At 66.8% G+C, this 14,903-nt stretch carries 10 protein-coding genes; 6 read left to right on the plus strand and 4 right to left on the minus strand.

What is annotated here, in order from left to right:
* The first annotated feature begins 79 nt into the window (after nt 1-79).
* Nucleotides 80-670, plus strand: coding sequence for a dihydrofolate reductase family protein (locus Amac_RS09630; protein ID WP_155353973.1), 591 nt, complete (start codon nt 80-82; stop codon nt 668-670).
* A 36-nt stretch (nt 671-706) separates the two neighbouring features.
* On the opposite strand, the gene Amac_RS09635 is transcribed toward Amac_RS09630, so the two are convergent.
* Nucleotides 707-946 carry a hypothetical protein gene (locus tag Amac_RS09635; RefSeq protein ID WP_155353974.1) on the minus strand — a complete coding sequence of 80 codons (240 nt, stop codon included), beginning with the start codon at nt 944-946 and terminating at the stop codon, nt 707-709.
* 386 nt (nt 947-1,332) lie between these two features.
* On the opposite strand from Amac_RS09635, the gene Amac_RS09640 reads away from it, so the two are divergent.
* Nucleotides 1,333-1,932 carry a hypothetical protein gene (locus Amac_RS09640; protein ID WP_155353975.1) on the plus strand — a complete coding sequence of 200 codons (600 nt, stop codon included), beginning with the start codon at nt 1,333-1,335 and terminating at the stop codon, nt 1,930-1,932.
* A 224-nt stretch (nt 1,933-2,156) separates the two neighbouring features.
* Here Amac_RS09640 and Amac_RS09645 read toward each other — a convergent pair whose 3' ends face one another.
* Nucleotides 2,157-4,085: a Xaa-Pro dipeptidyl-peptidase gene (locus Amac_RS09645; RefSeq protein ID WP_155353976.1), complete on the minus strand. Its 1,929-nt coding sequence runs from the start codon at nt 4,083-4,085 to the stop codon at nt 2,157-2,159.
* A 204-nt stretch (nt 4,086-4,289) separates the two neighbouring features.
* On the opposite strand from Amac_RS09645, the gene Amac_RS09650 reads away from it, so the two are divergent.
* Both Amac_RS09650 and Amac_RS09655 read left to right on the plus strand, forming a co-directional pair.
* On the plus strand, nt 4,290-4,850 hold the full coding sequence (locus tag Amac_RS09650; RefSeq protein ID WP_170322406.1) for a helix-turn-helix domain-containing protein: 561 nt from the start codon (nt 4,290-4,292) through the stop codon (nt 4,848-4,850).
* Nucleotides 4,851-4,970: 120 nt separating this feature from the next.
* Complete coding sequence (locus Amac_RS09655; RefSeq protein WP_218040974.1) at nt 4,971-6,356, plus strand: alpha/beta hydrolase family protein; 1,386 nt, start codon at nt 4,971-4,973, stop codon at nt 6,354-6,356.
* A 44-nt stretch (nt 6,357-6,400) separates the two neighbouring features.
* Here Amac_RS09655 and fxsT read toward each other — a convergent pair whose 3' ends face one another.
* Nucleotides 6,401-10,645, minus strand: a complete 4,245-nt coding sequence (gene fxsT / locus Amac_RS09660) for an FxSxx-COOH system tetratricopeptide repeat protein (protein WP_155353978.1) — start codon at nt 10,643-10,645, stop codon at nt 6,401-6,403.
* A gap of 10 nt (nt 10,646-10,655) precedes the next feature.
* Between fxsT and Amac_RS09665 the strand changes: the two genes are divergently transcribed.
* A complete protein-coding gene (locus Amac_RS09665) occupies nt 10,656-10,796 on the plus strand; it encodes a hypothetical protein (protein ID WP_155353979.1) in 141 nt (46 codons plus the stop codon).
* A 651-nt stretch (nt 10,797-11,447) separates the two neighbouring features.
* Here Amac_RS09665 and Amac_RS09670 read toward each other — a convergent pair.
* On the minus strand, nt 11,448-12,374 hold the full coding sequence (locus Amac_RS09670) for an NAD(P)-dependent alcohol dehydrogenase (protein ID WP_246268205.1): 927 nt from the start codon (nt 12,372-12,374) through the stop codon (nt 11,448-11,450).
* Nucleotides 12,375-12,430: 56 nt separating this feature from the next.
* Between Amac_RS09670 and Amac_RS09675 the strand changes: the two genes are divergently transcribed.
* Nucleotides 12,431-14,884, plus strand: a complete 2,454-nt coding sequence (locus tag Amac_RS09675; RefSeq protein ID WP_218040975.1) for a LuxR C-terminal-related transcriptional regulator — start codon at nt 12,431-12,433, stop codon at nt 14,882-14,884.
* The last annotated feature ends 19 nt before the right edge of the window (nt 14,885-14,903 follow it).

Consider the following 14,903-nt stretch of genomic DNA (forward strand, 5'->3'; position numbering starts at 1 on the left):
GGGCGACACCCCTGTCCGATCTGGGGCACCGGCTCCGACGTCCCAGGCAAATCCGGTCTTCGGAAGGGAGTAACCCACCATGGGCAAGGTAATCGCGAGCGCGACGGTCTCATTGGACGGCTACATCGCCGACGAGTCGGACCAGGTAGGTCCGCTCTTCGACTGGTACAACAACGGGGACGTTCCCTTCAACGGCGGCGACCCAGAGCGGGTCTTCCATGTTTCGGCCGCCAGCGCCGCGTATATGGAGGAAACCTGGTCGCGGATCGGAACGGCGGTGATCGGCCGTCGCCTGTTTGACATCACCAACGGCTGGAATGGCCGCCCCGCAGCCGGCGACGCTGTCTTCGTGGTGACCCACGAAGCACCGACGGACTGGCCGTTCCCCGACGCGCCGTTCACGTTCGTCACAGCTGGCCTGGCAAGCGCGATTGCCCAGGCCAAGGCTGCCGCCGGGGAGAAGGACGTGTCGCTGACCGGCGGTGACCTGCTGGGCCAGGCCCTGGCCGCCGGCCTGGTGGACGAACTCCAGGTCGACCTGGTCCCGGTGGTGTTCGGCAAGGGCGTACGGTTCTTCGGCGCGTACGACGGTCCGCCCGCACTCCTCGGCAACCCAGAGATCGTCCAAGGCGACCGGGTCACCCATCTGCGATACGACGTCCGTCGATAGGAAGGATCGGCTCGGCGAACCACGGACGCATGGATGTCACACCGCCTGCCGGTAAGCGGTGGTCACGGCGTTCAGTGCCCAGCGCATGCGGCTGGCGAAAGACTCGGGGTGGTCACCGGCTTCCTGGGCGACGAAGGCGGCGCACACCGCGGCGTCGCCGTCGCAGGAGCACAGCCTGTCGTCGATGGCCGTCCTGATCTTGTCGGGCGAGAGGTCGTCCGAGGGCTGCAGCGAGGATGTGAACAACACCTGGGCCAGGTCTGATGTGGTCAACATGCCTTCACTGTGCGCCCGATACCGGGCTGAGAACATCCGGGGAGACCACTGATTCACCACGGTAAGAACCACGTAACTACCAGACGGGTCGTAGGGGTACGGGCCCTCAGGGCTAGGGGCATCGATGTAAAGCGCCCCGGGCGCGGTCGAGCACATCCGGCTTCGCGTACCGTCTCACGGCGAGGTAGGCCAAGCGCACCAACATGGCCGATCATCATGCCGTGCTGACACATCCCCTGCCGGCTCGCACAACTATGCCGGGAGCCGCCTGCCGCTGGCCGAGAATGGCCACACCACTGGTGCTCACGACGGCGAGCCGCGCGGCGCCATAGACCCCACCCATCCCGTGGCGACCACGCAAACCCCAACCAGCACAGGAGCCGGCCATGCACCCCCGACTGCTCGAAGCGGTACGTAACAACGCCGTCTGGTGTGAGGCGGTGTGCGTGGCGCACGGGCTGCCCGGCAGGTTTGGCGAGCGCGCGTGGACCAACCCGGCCAGGACCCCGATGCACTATCCGGACGCCATCTCGCTGGCCCCGGACGCGACCGCTCAGGACGTGCTCGACGGCATCGACACGAGTTCGGGCGCCTCGGTGAAGGACAGCTTCGCCACCCTCGACCTGTCGGCCGCCGGGTTCACGGTGCTCTTCGAAGCCCGATGGATCCACCGCCGGGCAGGCACGCCGGGTGAGGAGTGGCAGGTGGTGACCGATCCGGGGATCCTTCCCGAGGGGGTCTTCCGCCCGAACCTGATCGCCGACGACACGATCACCCTGCTGCGCGACACCAGAGGCAACAGCGCGGCGCTCAACACCAGCGACAGCGTCGTCGGCGTCTCCAACGTCTCCGGCGACAACCCCTGGCCCGGCATCGTCGCCATGGCCGCCCGGCTCCACCCCGGCCGCGACCTCGTCGGCTACGAAGACGAAGCGCCTGACGGCTTCACAGCGATCGGACCGCTGAGAGTTTGGTTCAAAGACTGACCAATGCGACATCAGCGCCGACGCAGGCACCGGCGGTCTCAACGGTCCATGCCTAAGTGAGCATCGCCGCTGGATGTGCACGCGGAGGCCGGCGAGAGGGTGCGGACAACGGCGAGCGCCGATGAGATGCCACTCATGCGGCTAGAGGTGAGCACAACGCGTATGCGGGTGGGCCCGGCGGGGATGCCGCCGGGCCCTGAGATCTGCCGGGGATCGTCCCGGTATCAGTAGAGACGGTTGTCCGGCACCGGCAGGTCGATCTCGCCGGGGCCGATCCAGCTGCCTCGCCTCGCCGTGATGTCGCTGTCGCTCAGCACGGGACCGGCGCCGACGACGAGCGGGATCCGCACCTTGCTCCTTTGCAGGTCGATCGTGACGTTGGTCCCGGTGGCCGTCTCGCCGCTGTACGTCGAGTCGGTTCCGGCGATCACCAGACCCAGCCGATGCCCCTGCTTGAAGGTGTAGTCCTGCGGCAGGGTCTCCCATTCGACCTCGCCGTACGTTCCCGGGGCCAGCGGGGAGGACTCGCTGAGCGAATCGCGATTCTGCACGTCGATCCAGCCGCGGGCCACGATCTCCAGCGGCCGGGTGACCATGTTCGTCACGACCTTGCGGTAGCAGCCGTCGTCGGTGGCGGTGGCCTCGCCGTGGCAGCTCTCCTCGGTCAGGGTGGTGATGCCCTGCCCGCGCCGCCAGTCGATCCTGGAGTCGTCCCCGAAGTCCACGAGGAGCGCGGTCAGGTTGGCGGTCGGCTTGTCGAGCGCCACGCTCAGCTTGATCACTGGCGTGCCGGACAGGCGCAGGTCGCCGGGCAGCTCGCCGGTGGTGAAGGCCACCCGGCCCGGCTGGGTCGTGCCGACGTTGGCGACCATCGTGTTCTCCGACTGGCGGATGTCGGTGAAGGTCGCGGTCTCCCCCTTGCCGGCCTGAACGAGGCCGAGCGTCCCGTCGGCCGCCGGGCGGAAGACGTGGCCCGACGCCTCCGACGCGGGCCAGTCACGCTGAGTGATCCACTCGGTGGGGCCGACCTGCACGTCGGCACGGGGCTCCCGCATGATGTCGTTGTTGACGCCCATCAGCCAGTAGTCGAACCAGCGGTGCAGCGTGTCGACCCACGCGTCCCGGCGTCCCTCGAAGTCGAAGGGATCCACATGCTGGTACTGGCCGACCCAGATCTTGCGCGGCACGCCCCGCTTGGCCAGCGCGTCCCACCAGGTGGAGAAGTGGTCGGGCTTGACGTTCAGGTCGTTGACCGTGTGCACGGCGAACACGCTGGCCCGCACGCTGCGGGCATCGCCCAGCGTGCCGTCGATGTAGTCGCGCTCGGCCCAGAAGGGGTTGTAATTGCCGGTGTCGTCGCCGTCCTGGGCGTCCAGCCCCGCCCGTACGGCGGCGCACTTGGCGATCGGGTCGGTGTCGACCGCCCTCGCCAGGAAGGACATGTAGTCGTAGTTGTAGACCACGCCGTTGGACCGCTGGTACTTGTACCAGGAGCTGATCGCGGAGATCGGGACGATGGTCTCCAGGCCCTTGACGCCGGTCGCCGCGACCGCGTTGGCCAGCGTGCCGTCGTACGACTTGCCGATCATCCCGGCCTTGCCGGTGCTCCAGTCGGCGAACGCCGGCGTGCCGTCGGCGCGGTAGGCGGCGGCGCGGCCGTTCAGCCAGTCGATGACGGCCTTGCCGCCCAGCACGTCCGCCCGCCCGCCGACGTCGGGGCAGCCGTCGGACCTGGTGGTTCCGATCATGTCGACGTTGAGCACCGCGTACCCGCGGGGCACGAAGTAGTTGTCGTAGAACAGCGGGAACTTGGCGAGGTTGCCCGCCGAGTCGTAGACCTTGCGCTCGGATTCGTTGCCTCGGCCGGAGTTGTCGTAGTACGGGCTCTCATCGATGATCGCCGGCACCTTGAGGCTGGGACCCGACTGGTTGGGCCTGATGATGTCGACCCGGACCCGGTCCAGCTGCCCGTCGGAGTCGCTGTCGATGCTCGACTCGACGTAGACATGTTCGCGGATGGCGTCGGCGTAGGAGAAAACGGGCTGGGTGCGCGCCTGTTCGACGGTGATGGTGGGGGTGCTGAGCGCCTGCACCGGGGTGGCTCCGATCAGGACCAGACCCACGGCGACGACGGCTGCTCGTAACGGTGGCACAGATGCCTCCAGAGACTCGGGGGAAACATCCGTAATCTCCGGCATTGTCCGTATATCTACAAGATCCCTTTATCGGTTCGACATCACCTTGGTTTTACTGTGTGACATTGCACATTCAACAGGCCTGTGTAAACGACGGCGAGCATCAGGTGACGCCAGACGGCTCGCTTGCACGATTATTCGTGCATGATTTATCGTGCACGTGTGACTGATTCCATCGCGGACCTGGGGACGGCGAAGGCGCTGGCCAATCCGGTGCGTCAGCGCATCTTGCGGGAGCTGGAGATCCTTGGTGAAGCCACCTCCACGACGCTGGCCGACCGGCTCCGGATCACTACCGGGGGCACCAGCTACAACTTGCGGATCCTGGCCGGGCACGGGCTTGTCGAAGAGGTACCGGATCGAGGGCAGGGGCGGGAGCGGTGGTGGAAACTATCCCGCCGTAGCATCCGCTTCCCCATGCTCAGCCGGCAGAGTCCTGCGTTGCGGGCCGCGATCGAGCAGCTCAACGAGTTGTGGCTGACCGAGGATCTGGAGACCTTCGCCCGGTTTCAGATGGAGCGTGAGCGGATGGGCGAATGGTCGGACGCCATGCCGTACTCACGCGGTTCGATCCGGGTGGACCTGGATGAGCTCGCGGATTTCTTCGAGGACTACCTCGCCCTGCTCAAGCGATATCAGCGCGACCCGGAACAGACCCCCCGGGGAGCGCGCACGGTGCTCACCCGGTTCATCGCCTTTCCCGACCCTGAGGAGGACGTCTGAGCTGAGTCGATCCTGGGCCGTCGAGCGGCAACTCAACGGCCCAGGCAGCGGAAGCCGCCACACCTCGCCCGATGGGCGAGGCCCTGATGTAACCAACTTCCAGCCAAAGGAGAGCACTCCGTGCTGCCCAAAAGCAAATACCGAAGGTTAGGCCGCTGGATCGCGGCCGTCTCGGTCGCCCTGTCCCCGCTGACCATCCCGGCACCCGCCGCGGCGGATGACCTCGTGAACACCAACGTCACCTTCCAGAACGGCACCACCACGCTGTACGGCACCGTGATCGCTCCCGCCCCGACCGGAACGCGATGGCCGGGCCTGGTGCTGATCGCCGGAGCCGGTGCCCGTGATCGCGACTCCTACCGGCCCGAGGCCGAGGCTTTCGCCAGAGCGGGGATCGTGGTGCTGATCTATGACAAGCGCGCCGGATACTCCCGGGCGACCAGCTCGTTCTCCGACCTTGCCGACGACGCCGTAGCGGGCGTGCGAATGCTGCGCACCCGCCCCGACGTACAACCTTCCAGGGTCGGGGTCTGGGGCCACAGCGAAGGCGGCTGGGTGGCGCCACTGGCCGCCTCCCGCTCGGACGCGGTGGACTTCGTGGCGGTAGCGGGGGCCAGCGCGCTACCTGCCAGCAGGACCCAGCTGTGGAGCAACCGCACGTACCTCTCCCATGCCGGGGTGAAACAGGCCCTGCAGGCACCGATCGGAGTGAACCTGAGCAGGATGCTGGTGGCCGCCGGACTGTTCGGCGACGCCGACAACATCCCCGTGGCCGCGCTGGAGAAGGTACGCCAGCCGCTGCTCGCCCTGTTCGCCGAGTACGACAGGTCCACGCCGCCCGGCGAGAGCATGCGCCTGTTCCGCGAGGCTCTGGCCCGAGGCTCCAATACCCACTACACGCTGAGGGTGATCAGCGGAGCCGATCACAACCTCCGCCGCAGCACCACCGGCTTCGACGAACCCGATGGAGGATTCGCCCCTGGCTACACGGACACCGTCACGCGTTGGATAGCCGGACTCGCCGACAGCCCGCCCGCGACCAGCTCCGATCAGCCACCTTCCCAGTCGCTGACGAGCGAGCCCGTGCGCCCGCTGGCTTGGTACGAGTCGATCAGCCTGCAGCTCACACTGCTGGCGGTGATGCTGACGGCGTTCGCCGGTTTCCTCGTCAGCGGGCTCTTTCGCAACAAACTTCGCCACAGTCCGACCTCAGTCCGCCGGCTGGCCTGGCTGACGGCTCTCGGGGGACTGGTGACCGTACTCGGCACTCTGACATATCTGTTTTCGATCGTCGCGACCGGCGCCACCAGCGTGGGCGGCACCGTGCTCGGCCGACCGCCGCTCTGGCTACTCCTGCAACTGCTGGCGGTCGGGGTGATCATCGCAGGAGCGGCGCTCGCCGTCCGCTGGCACCAGTCGGGCGGCGGCGTCCGGCTCGGCCTGCTCATGGCAGGCGGAGCGGTCTTCGTTCCCTGGGCAGCCTATTGGGGCCTGCTCACCCCGTAGCCCCGGCGACTTCAGGCTGAGGCCGTTCCGGTCGGTCTCAGCCGTCATTCGTCGACGAGCGGGGACAACTCGATGTCGTGGTCGTGCCTAGGGCCCTCATGTGCGCCGAGGTCGATCGACAGGTTGGAGGTGGCGGCCGCGGTCAGCGGGTGCGCGTCTCCCCACCGCTTTCGCGACTCCCGCAGGGTCGACCGGCCCAGTTCGACGGCGTCTTCCCGCTGGCCCAGGGCGGCGTGATCACCGGCCAAGTTGAGGGCGCAGGTGAGGGTGTGGGGATGGGCGGGGCCGAGCGTCGCCACCAACTCCGTGTATGCCCGACGGTTCAGCTCCAATGCGCCGGCGGCGTCGCCCTGCAGGCGCCGGATCAGGGCGAGATTGCCCGTGGAGCAGTAGGTGAACGGATGGTTCGAGGCCAACGTCGCCACGTAGCGGGAGTGGACCTCTTCAGTGCAGGCGCGCGCTTCATCTAAGCGTCCCGCGGCACGAAGGGCGTTGCCCAAGCTCAGCGAGACGGCCAGCAGCTCAGGATGCCCCGGATGGACGATCCCGCGGAATTGGTCCACTACGACCACAAGCACATCCGTCGGAGACTCGTCGTGGGCAGGCTGAGGGCCTGCGATACGCAAGGCGACGGCATAGTCTCGGCGCGTCCGAAGCTTGAGCAGGTCGCTCACTTTGCCGAATGACTCAGCCAAAGCCTTGGCGTCAGTGGCTACCAGCAGGGCCTTGGTGTAATTTCCGGCGATCCGCATCGTGCGCGCTGTGCCCGTCTGAGCGAGCAACGCGAGTCGGCTGCGGCGCGATGCCGTGGTCGCGAACAGAGCACGACGCAGGCGTGTGTAAATGTCCGCAGCCCGATGGTGGTCTCCGAGAAGTTCAAGGTCCAGGGCCAGGCGGTACCAGGCCCAGAGGGTGTCGTGGTCATTTGGGCTGCCAAGACTCTCGTATTCCGTCGCCGTCTTCTCATCAAGGGCTCGGGCGGCTGCGAAAGATCCGGCGACCCGCAGATCCGTGGCGTGGTTCTGGATGGCCGATAGATGGTCTGGAGCCCCGGCAAGAGCCGCCTGGCTGACCTCACGTGCTTCTTGATAGTCACCGGTTACCCGCAGAAGCATGGCATGCAGATGCTTGGCTTCCTGAAGCCTGGCATCATCCGGGTCGAATTCCCCTGCCCACCGTCCGAGAACTCGGCGTACGAGTTCACGCGCGGACTGATTGTCACCGATAACACGCAGGTATCTGACCATTCTCAGCACGAGATCACGCACGTTCGGATCTGTACTATCTTCAGAAAATGAAGGGCTTACGTGGCCGACCAGCTCTGCGTAGCGGGGCCATCCTTCGGGGTCTTCGGGATCTTCCGGCGCGACCCGCAAGAGCGCCGAATGCACCCTCTGCACGGTGTGATCGCGTTTCTCCTGGGACATGGCCTCGCGGAGCAATCCCTGGACCACGCGGGTGAGCTGGACCGTCCGGCGTTGGGGATCCACCGACACCAGACCGTAGCCCGACAATCGCTCCAAAGCGAAGAGCAGGTCAACCGGGTCCCCGGTGACGGAATCAACCGACGCGTCTTCCAATAGCCCCAGGACATCGAAAGGAATCGGTTCCGGCCCGAAATAGGCGCAGAAAGATAACAGAGCATCCAGCGTCGGATCTTCGTCGGCCAATCTACCAACGGATATGTCCACGGACGCCTTGAACGGAGCGGGAAAATCCAGTTCTCCTGCCGCAGCTACGGCGGAGACTTGGTCCTCGAATTCTCTGACGTGGGCTCCAACAGACTGTCCAGTCACGGCCAGCAAGGCAGCGCTGGCCTCCAGCGATGTCGCGATATCGCCGTGGCGCGCCGCGATCTGGTCCGCGCTGGCCTCGTCGATGTCCGGCAGCCTCCTACGGAGCAGGGCAATACTTTCCTCCCTGGTGAACACATCTAATTCAATCACCGGGAATTGACTTTCCCAGCGAGGGTTGCGAGAGGTAACGATCACATGACCGGAATCTACGATATAGGGCCTGATATCCTCTGGCTGGTTGGCTTGGTCGAAGACAAGTAACCACCGACCGCCGAGACCGTCGTCACGGAGCGCCGCGAGCACGCCGTCGATCGCCGCTTCAATCCCTACCGCCGACGCCAAGGGTACGCCGACATGCGGCGCGAGGTCGGCCAACGCGCTTTTCATCATCATTGTCTGATCAGCTGGTATCCACCAGATCAGATCGTAGGAGCCCCGGTAGCGATAGGCGTACTCGATGGCGATCTGCGTCTTGCCCAAGCCTCCGTAACCGATCAGTGCGGTGGGTGTCCCGATCCGAGTGTGCATCTCCGCCAGAATCTCGTCGCGGCCGGTGAAGAGGAGATTGCGTGGCGGCACGGCGCCCCAGATGCGGGGCATCGCACCGGCTTCCTGTTCGGTGCTGCGTACGCCCGTCTCCTCCGACCAAGCCGCCAGGGAGGGGAATCTCGCCGCGAACTCCGTCCCTCCCTCAGCGGCCAGTCCGGCGAGCGTCTCGCGGGCGTCCTCGTCCCGTGCCGAGGCCATCGCGGCCAGGACCGGGACCCTGACCTCCAGCGGTTGCGCGCTCTGCCGACAGACGCGGCGCAAGATGTCCACCGCCTCGGCGATGTCGAGCTGCAAGACGGCGCGGGTGGCGTCCAGGCGCGACTCAGGGGTCAGCGCCGGGTTGACGATGATGTCCCCCAGCGGGGAGAACTCATCCGCCAGACCGCCTTCGGCGAGCGTGAGCAGGGCCCGAAGCCGGTGCCCGGGATCACGCGCGGTGTCCATGACGACCTCCCGGTACCACTGGGCGGCCATGGCGCTGGTCGGCCCGCCGCCGCGCGCCGGGGCCAGGTCTGCCAGCTGTGCCAGGTCGGCTTCGGTGGCCTGGCCGCGGGCGGCGAGCCGTTCCAGGACCCAGCGCCGGGCGTCGTGCTCATCATCGGAGGTGGCGGCGAGGACGACGCGGAGCAATTCGACGCCGCCACCGGTGGCACCGGTCAGGGCGTCGGCGGTGAAGGCCCGTACCCAGATCGAGCTCTGCCCGTCCCTGACCAGTGCGGCCAGTCTCTCGGTGACCTCAGAGTGTGTCGTCAGGTTGATCAGGACGGTCAACGCCTCCGGGGCGCTGCGGTCGTCACGGGCGAGCTGTTCGAGGATGACGTCGATCACCCGCCCGCGCAGCTCGGTGCCGACCTCAATGCCGTCGGCCACGATCTCGCCGGCGATGCACGCGTCCGTGCCGCCGCCCTCCAGGAGCATGGTCACCAGCGGATCGGCTGAGTGGCTGCTGCGCGCCAGGGTGAACAGGGCGAGGTTACGGCTGTCCGGACTCCGCGCGTCGGCCAGCCAGGTGCTCCGGTCGAACGTGCGCGAGCGAGGCCCGGCGGCCAGGTACTCGGCAAAGCTAGGATGCGCGAACTGCAGCCCGTTCGTCCGGTGCACGATCAGGCTGGAGGAGGTCAGCACGGTACGCAGCGACGCCTCCCAGCCCGGGAGCTGCTCGAACAGGCCCGGCGGCGCGTGACCGGACACCCAGCTCACGGCCGAGGCGAGGACACGGGCTCCCGAACTGGACAGGAAGATGTCCGAGGTGCCCTCCAGCAACTCGCGCAGGTTCTCCCTCAGCCACTCCCACGCCTGCCTGCCGTGCTCGCCATGACGGGCGAACTCCGCGACCAGCACGTCCCGCTCCCGCGCCTCCGCCCGGCGCGAGTTGAGCAGATGCTGGATGAAACGCTCGTACAGGCCGACCCGGCTGGTCGGCAGTGCGCTGTCCTGGTCCGCCTCCAGGATCAGGGCGGTGATCGTCGCGATCAGCGGGACGCGTGCGATCGCCGACAGCCGGGACGACGACACGCTCGACAGGAACGCGTCGAGGGTGATCGGCTCGGTCTCCGTCTCGGGGGCGCGGGTCCGGCGGCGGTGTTCGACCCAGCGCTCGGCGAAGGTGTGCAGATCGCTGCGCTCGAACCGGCGCAAGGTGAAGCGGGTGATGTGCGCACCGCTGAGCTTGCCCAGCTCCCCCAGCATCAACGGCCGCGTCGTGATCATTATCCGGTGGTGCGGCAGGTTCTCCGCCACGCTGTCACCCAGCCGGGACAGCACCCGAGACCGCTGGCGCGTGCTCAGCACCTGGTCGATCCCGTCGACTAAGATCAGCCACGCGTCGGCACGAGCCGGTGGCCGCTCGAACACGCGGGCCGCGACGGTCCGCCCGCTCACCTGGCTACAGTGCGCGGCCACCGCCTCCGCGAGCCCCAGGCCGGCCAGCAGTTCGGCCGGCACCAGGATCGGGATGACGCTCCCGTATGGCGCGGCACCCGGCGAGTCCGACCGGCGGGCGTCCAGCCACCACCGGCACTGCTCACGTAACACCAGGGCCACCGCCGTCGACTTGCCGACCCCTGGTTCGGCCACCACGACCGTGCTCCGGTAGGCGCGGATCATCTCCCGGATCGTGTACAGGACGGACAGACCACCCGTGATCGGGGCCAACGCGCTCTCGGTCCGCTGCTCGACGTAGATCTCCGGCAGCGGCGGCGCGTCCCCGACGAAGTATTCGTACTGGTGCCTGCGCGCGTCCTGCCACTGCTCCAGCAACAGCGCCCGGATCGGGGCAGGGAGCGGTATGCTCTGCCGCCGGAACGCCAGATACGCCATGAGTGCCGCCGCGCAGGCCAGAGCGGCGGCCGTGAAGGCCACCGCGGAGGACAGCCACTGCCACGACCCCGGGACCACGTCCAGACCGCGAAACAGCGCCACGACCAGCGGCACGGCTCCGCAGGCAGCCGCCGCCTGGATCCATCGCCGTCCCGATCCCCCGGAGTCCGCGCTCTCGGGATCGTGCTCGCCTCGTTTGCCGCGAGCGGCGGCGGCCAATCCCAGCACTCCGGAGACCGCACCGACGATCGACGCGAACTTGTCCCCGTAATCCAGCCAGATCAGCACGTCCACAATAACAGCGTATGCACCGTTCCATCTGCGGGGGGCGATTATTCATCCGGCCAGGTCAAGCTGCTTGTTGATACTCCCTGAGGACCCGCCGAGTCGATCATGCTGGCGGATGTCCAGGCACCCCAAAGTCTTCTTATACGATGACAACGACCTTTCCCCTGGCATGTCCTTTTTCGAGGTAAGCGATGGCCTCGGGGACTTCGTTCAGCTGATAGGTCCGATCGATAACTGGTGCGATCTTTCCCGCCTCGAGAAGACCGCTCAGAACGGTGAGATCGTCCTGGCTCTCCCTCGCCAGAAAGGAAACCATCGTCTGGCTCACGATTCGTGAGAGCACGATCAGCTTGAGCACGCCGATCACAGGGCCGGCCCACTGGCCCTTGGCCGGCGCGGCTCCCACAAGTATTCCCCGGTGAGCGAGGGCTCGCCTGCTTTCCGCTGGGGTCCGGTTTCCCACCAGGTCGACAAGCACGTCATAGCGCTGCCCGGTACGGGTGAAATCCTCCTTGGTGTAGTCGATGACCTGATCGGCGCCGATCGACAGGACCATCTCAACGTTGGGTGTGCTGCACACGCCGGTCACCTCGGCGCCCAGCGCCTTGGCGATCTGCACCGCGAAAGTCCCGACACCGCCCGCCGCGCCGTTGACCAGAACCTTGTGCCCTGCCTGGATCCGTCCCTTGTCGCGCAGTGCCTGCAAGGCGCTCAACGCCGCCACCGGGACGGACGCCGCCTGCTCGAAGGTCAGGTTGGCCGGTTTCTTCGCCAGCATTCCGTTCTCGGGAAGGCTGGCGTACTCGGCGAACGACGCGGCGCGATCGACCAGGCCCACACCTCTGCCGCCGAACACCTCGTCCCCCGGCTGGAACTTGGTGACGTTCCTGCCTACGGCTTCGACGTGTCCCGCCAGGTCTCCACCCATTCCGCAGGTCTTGGGGCGGAAGAGGCCGAACTGGGTCCGGGCGATGTACGGCTTACCCCGCATAAAGTGCCAGTCCAGCGGATTGACCGAGGCCGCACGCACCCGGATCAACACCTCATCGTCGTTGACGGCGGGCACATCGACGTCCTGGAGTCGGAGGACGACCTCAGGCGAACCGTAAGAGTAGTAGCGGATTGCCTTCATGGTGCGCCTCATATTCACCGATTCAGAACCCTCTCACGCGAGCGTGCGTCGGCCGCCAGCCTAGGCAGCACGCGAGAACGTCGAAATCACTGAAATTCGTGATTAGGTGGCTAAACCCGATCGGCGGCGTAGCGGTAGTAAAGTCCATGCCAACCATGGCCAGACCCCCGCGCCGCTCCGGCAACCTGCAGGCGGAGACGACCAGCTTCATAGGCCGCCGCCGCGAGCTGGCAGAAGTCAGGAGGAAACTCACCGAGGCCCGCCTGGTCAGCCTCGTCGGGCCTGGCGGGGTCGGCAAGACACGCGTCGCGATCCGGATCGCGACCGACCTCGGACGTGGCTTCCCCGGCGGCGCGTGGTTCGTCGAGCTCGCTGAAGTACGGGATCCCGCACTGGTCGGCGACGCCGTCATCGTGGCCCTGGACCTGCGGAACCAGGTAGTCACCGATCCCCTGGCCCTGCTCCTGTCCTACCTACGGGACAAGGAACTGTTGCTGGTGGTGGACAACTGTGAGCATCTACTCGAAGCAACCGCTCGGCTCGTGACCGAAGTCATGAAGGCGGCGCCAGGTGTGCGCGTGATGGTCACCAGCCGGGAGCCGCTCGCGGTGCCGGGTGAGCACGTGGTGCCCATCCCCCCTCTCGAACTGCCTTCGACTCACGTGGCCACGCCTCTCACCCAGCTGCGGCAGAACGAGGCGGTCATGCTGTTCGTGGAACGGGCCGCCGCCGGATCAGGCAGGTTCGAGCTGGCGGCCGCGAATCAGGCGAGCGTGGTCGATCTGTGCCGCCGCCTCGACGGTTTGCCGCTGGCGATCGAACTGGCGGCGGTCAGGACACGGGTCCTCACCGTCGAGCAGATCCTCGATCGCCTGACCGACCGGTTCGGTCTGCTCACCGGAGGAGGCCGCGTCGTGCCGCCGCGTCAGCAAACGCTGCGCACCACCATCGACTGGAGCCACGACCTGCTGGCGGCAGGCGAGCAGACGCTGCTGCGGCGGCTGTGCGTGTTCGCGGGCAGGTTCACCCTCGACGACATCGAATCGGTTTGCGCATCCGACGACGTTCCGGCAGCGCACGCGCTCGGCTTCCTGTCATCGCTCGTCGACAAGTCCCTGGTGATGAAAGAGGACGCCAAGGGCTTCGCCTGTTATCACCTGCACGAGACCATGCGCGAATATGCCCGCCTCAAGTTGCGGGAGGCCGGTGAGGAAGAAACCGTCGCGCGGCGATGCGCCGAGTACTACGAGTCGAGGTGCCGTCGATCTGCGGCCGAAGCTCGATATCGGCTTGTGGAGTGGCTCGAATGGATGGATCTGGAAATCGACAACGTCCGATCGATCCTGCGGCGATGCATGACTCCGGAGGGCTCGCTACGCGGAATCGCCCTCGCCTACGCCCTCGGCTGGTATTGGATGACCCGCGCGACCAGTGAAGGCGTCCGGTGGCTCGACGAATTGCTCGCGCGTGGAGGCGGCGATTCCCGGACGCACGCCAAGGCTTACTTCATGCGCGGGTTCCTGGCCGTGTTGCAGTCTGATCCCGTGGCCGCCAGGCCGGCGCTTGACCGAGCGGTGTCGGCGGCCCGGGAAGCGGGCCTGCCCAGCCTGCTGTCGCAATCCCTCTCGCTGGCATCGATCGCCGCGAGCATGGCCGATGATCGCGCGTCGGCCGAACGTTTGGCCGATGCGGCCCAGGTGCCCGCGAAGGATCTTCCCGCGACGCTCATGTCGCTCCAGGCGCGGGCGCTCAACGGTCTTTTCGCCGGCGACCTCGACGTAGTCAGGTCCGCGGCGAGGGAGGGCGCACGGCTGAGCCGGGAAGCGGGCGACCTCTACAGCCTCGGCATGATGCTGATGAACCTGGGCTTGGCCACGCTGATCGCCGGTGATCTCGACGGGTCGGAGCCGCTGCTCGCGGAAGCCCTGAGGATCGCGGAACAGATCGATGACCGGGTGGCACAGCACCATTTGCTCTACGCGTCAGGCTGCCACGCGGCGAGTTCCGGCCAAGCGCGGTTGGCGGCACAGCTGTTCGGGGCGGCCGAAACCGTGCGAACGAGCATCGGCGCGAGCGTCTTGTCATTCCTTGGCCCATTGCTGGCCCGGGCCGAGAATTCGGCGACAGCGGCGCTGGGGGCGCCCGGGTTCGAGGCAGAGTTCGATACCGGGAAACAGCTGAGCCGAGACGCCGCGATCGGACTCGCGCTCGGCGAGCCGACGCCCGTCGCCGCCGCTTCAGACGACGTCGGCGCTCCGCCGCTGGGGAAGCGGGAAGCGGAGGTCGCACGGTTGATCGCCGAAGGCCTGAGCAACAAGCAGATCGGAACGCGTCTCTTCATATCCGAGCACACCGTCGACAGTCATGTCCGCAGCATCCTGAACAAGCTGGGGTTCAACTCGCGTACGCAGATCGCCGCCTGGATGGCGTCGCCGAAACGGTAACCCCCGCCTATCGGCGGAT

The organism is Acrocarpospora macrocephala (assembly GCF_009687865.1).
Lineage (GTDB): Bacteria > Actinomycetota > Actinomycetes > Streptosporangiales > Streptosporangiaceae > Acrocarpospora > Acrocarpospora macrocephala.

Coding starts and splice junctions, on each gene's coding strand:
- Amac_RS09630 (WP_155353973.1), top strand. CDS start 80: ATGGGCAAGGTAATCGCGAGCGCGACGGTCTCATTGGACGGCTACATC.
- Amac_RS09635 (WP_155353974.1), bottom strand. CDS start 946: ATGTTGACCACATCAGACCTGGCCCAGGTGTTGTTCACATCCTCGCTG.
- Amac_RS09640 (WP_155353975.1), top strand. CDS start 1,333: ATGCACCCCCGACTGCTCGAAGCGGTACGTAACAACGCCGTCTGGTGT.
- Amac_RS09665 (WP_155353979.1), top strand. CDS start 10,656: ATGACGCTCCCGTATGGCGCGGCACCCGGCGAGTCCGACCGGCGGGCG.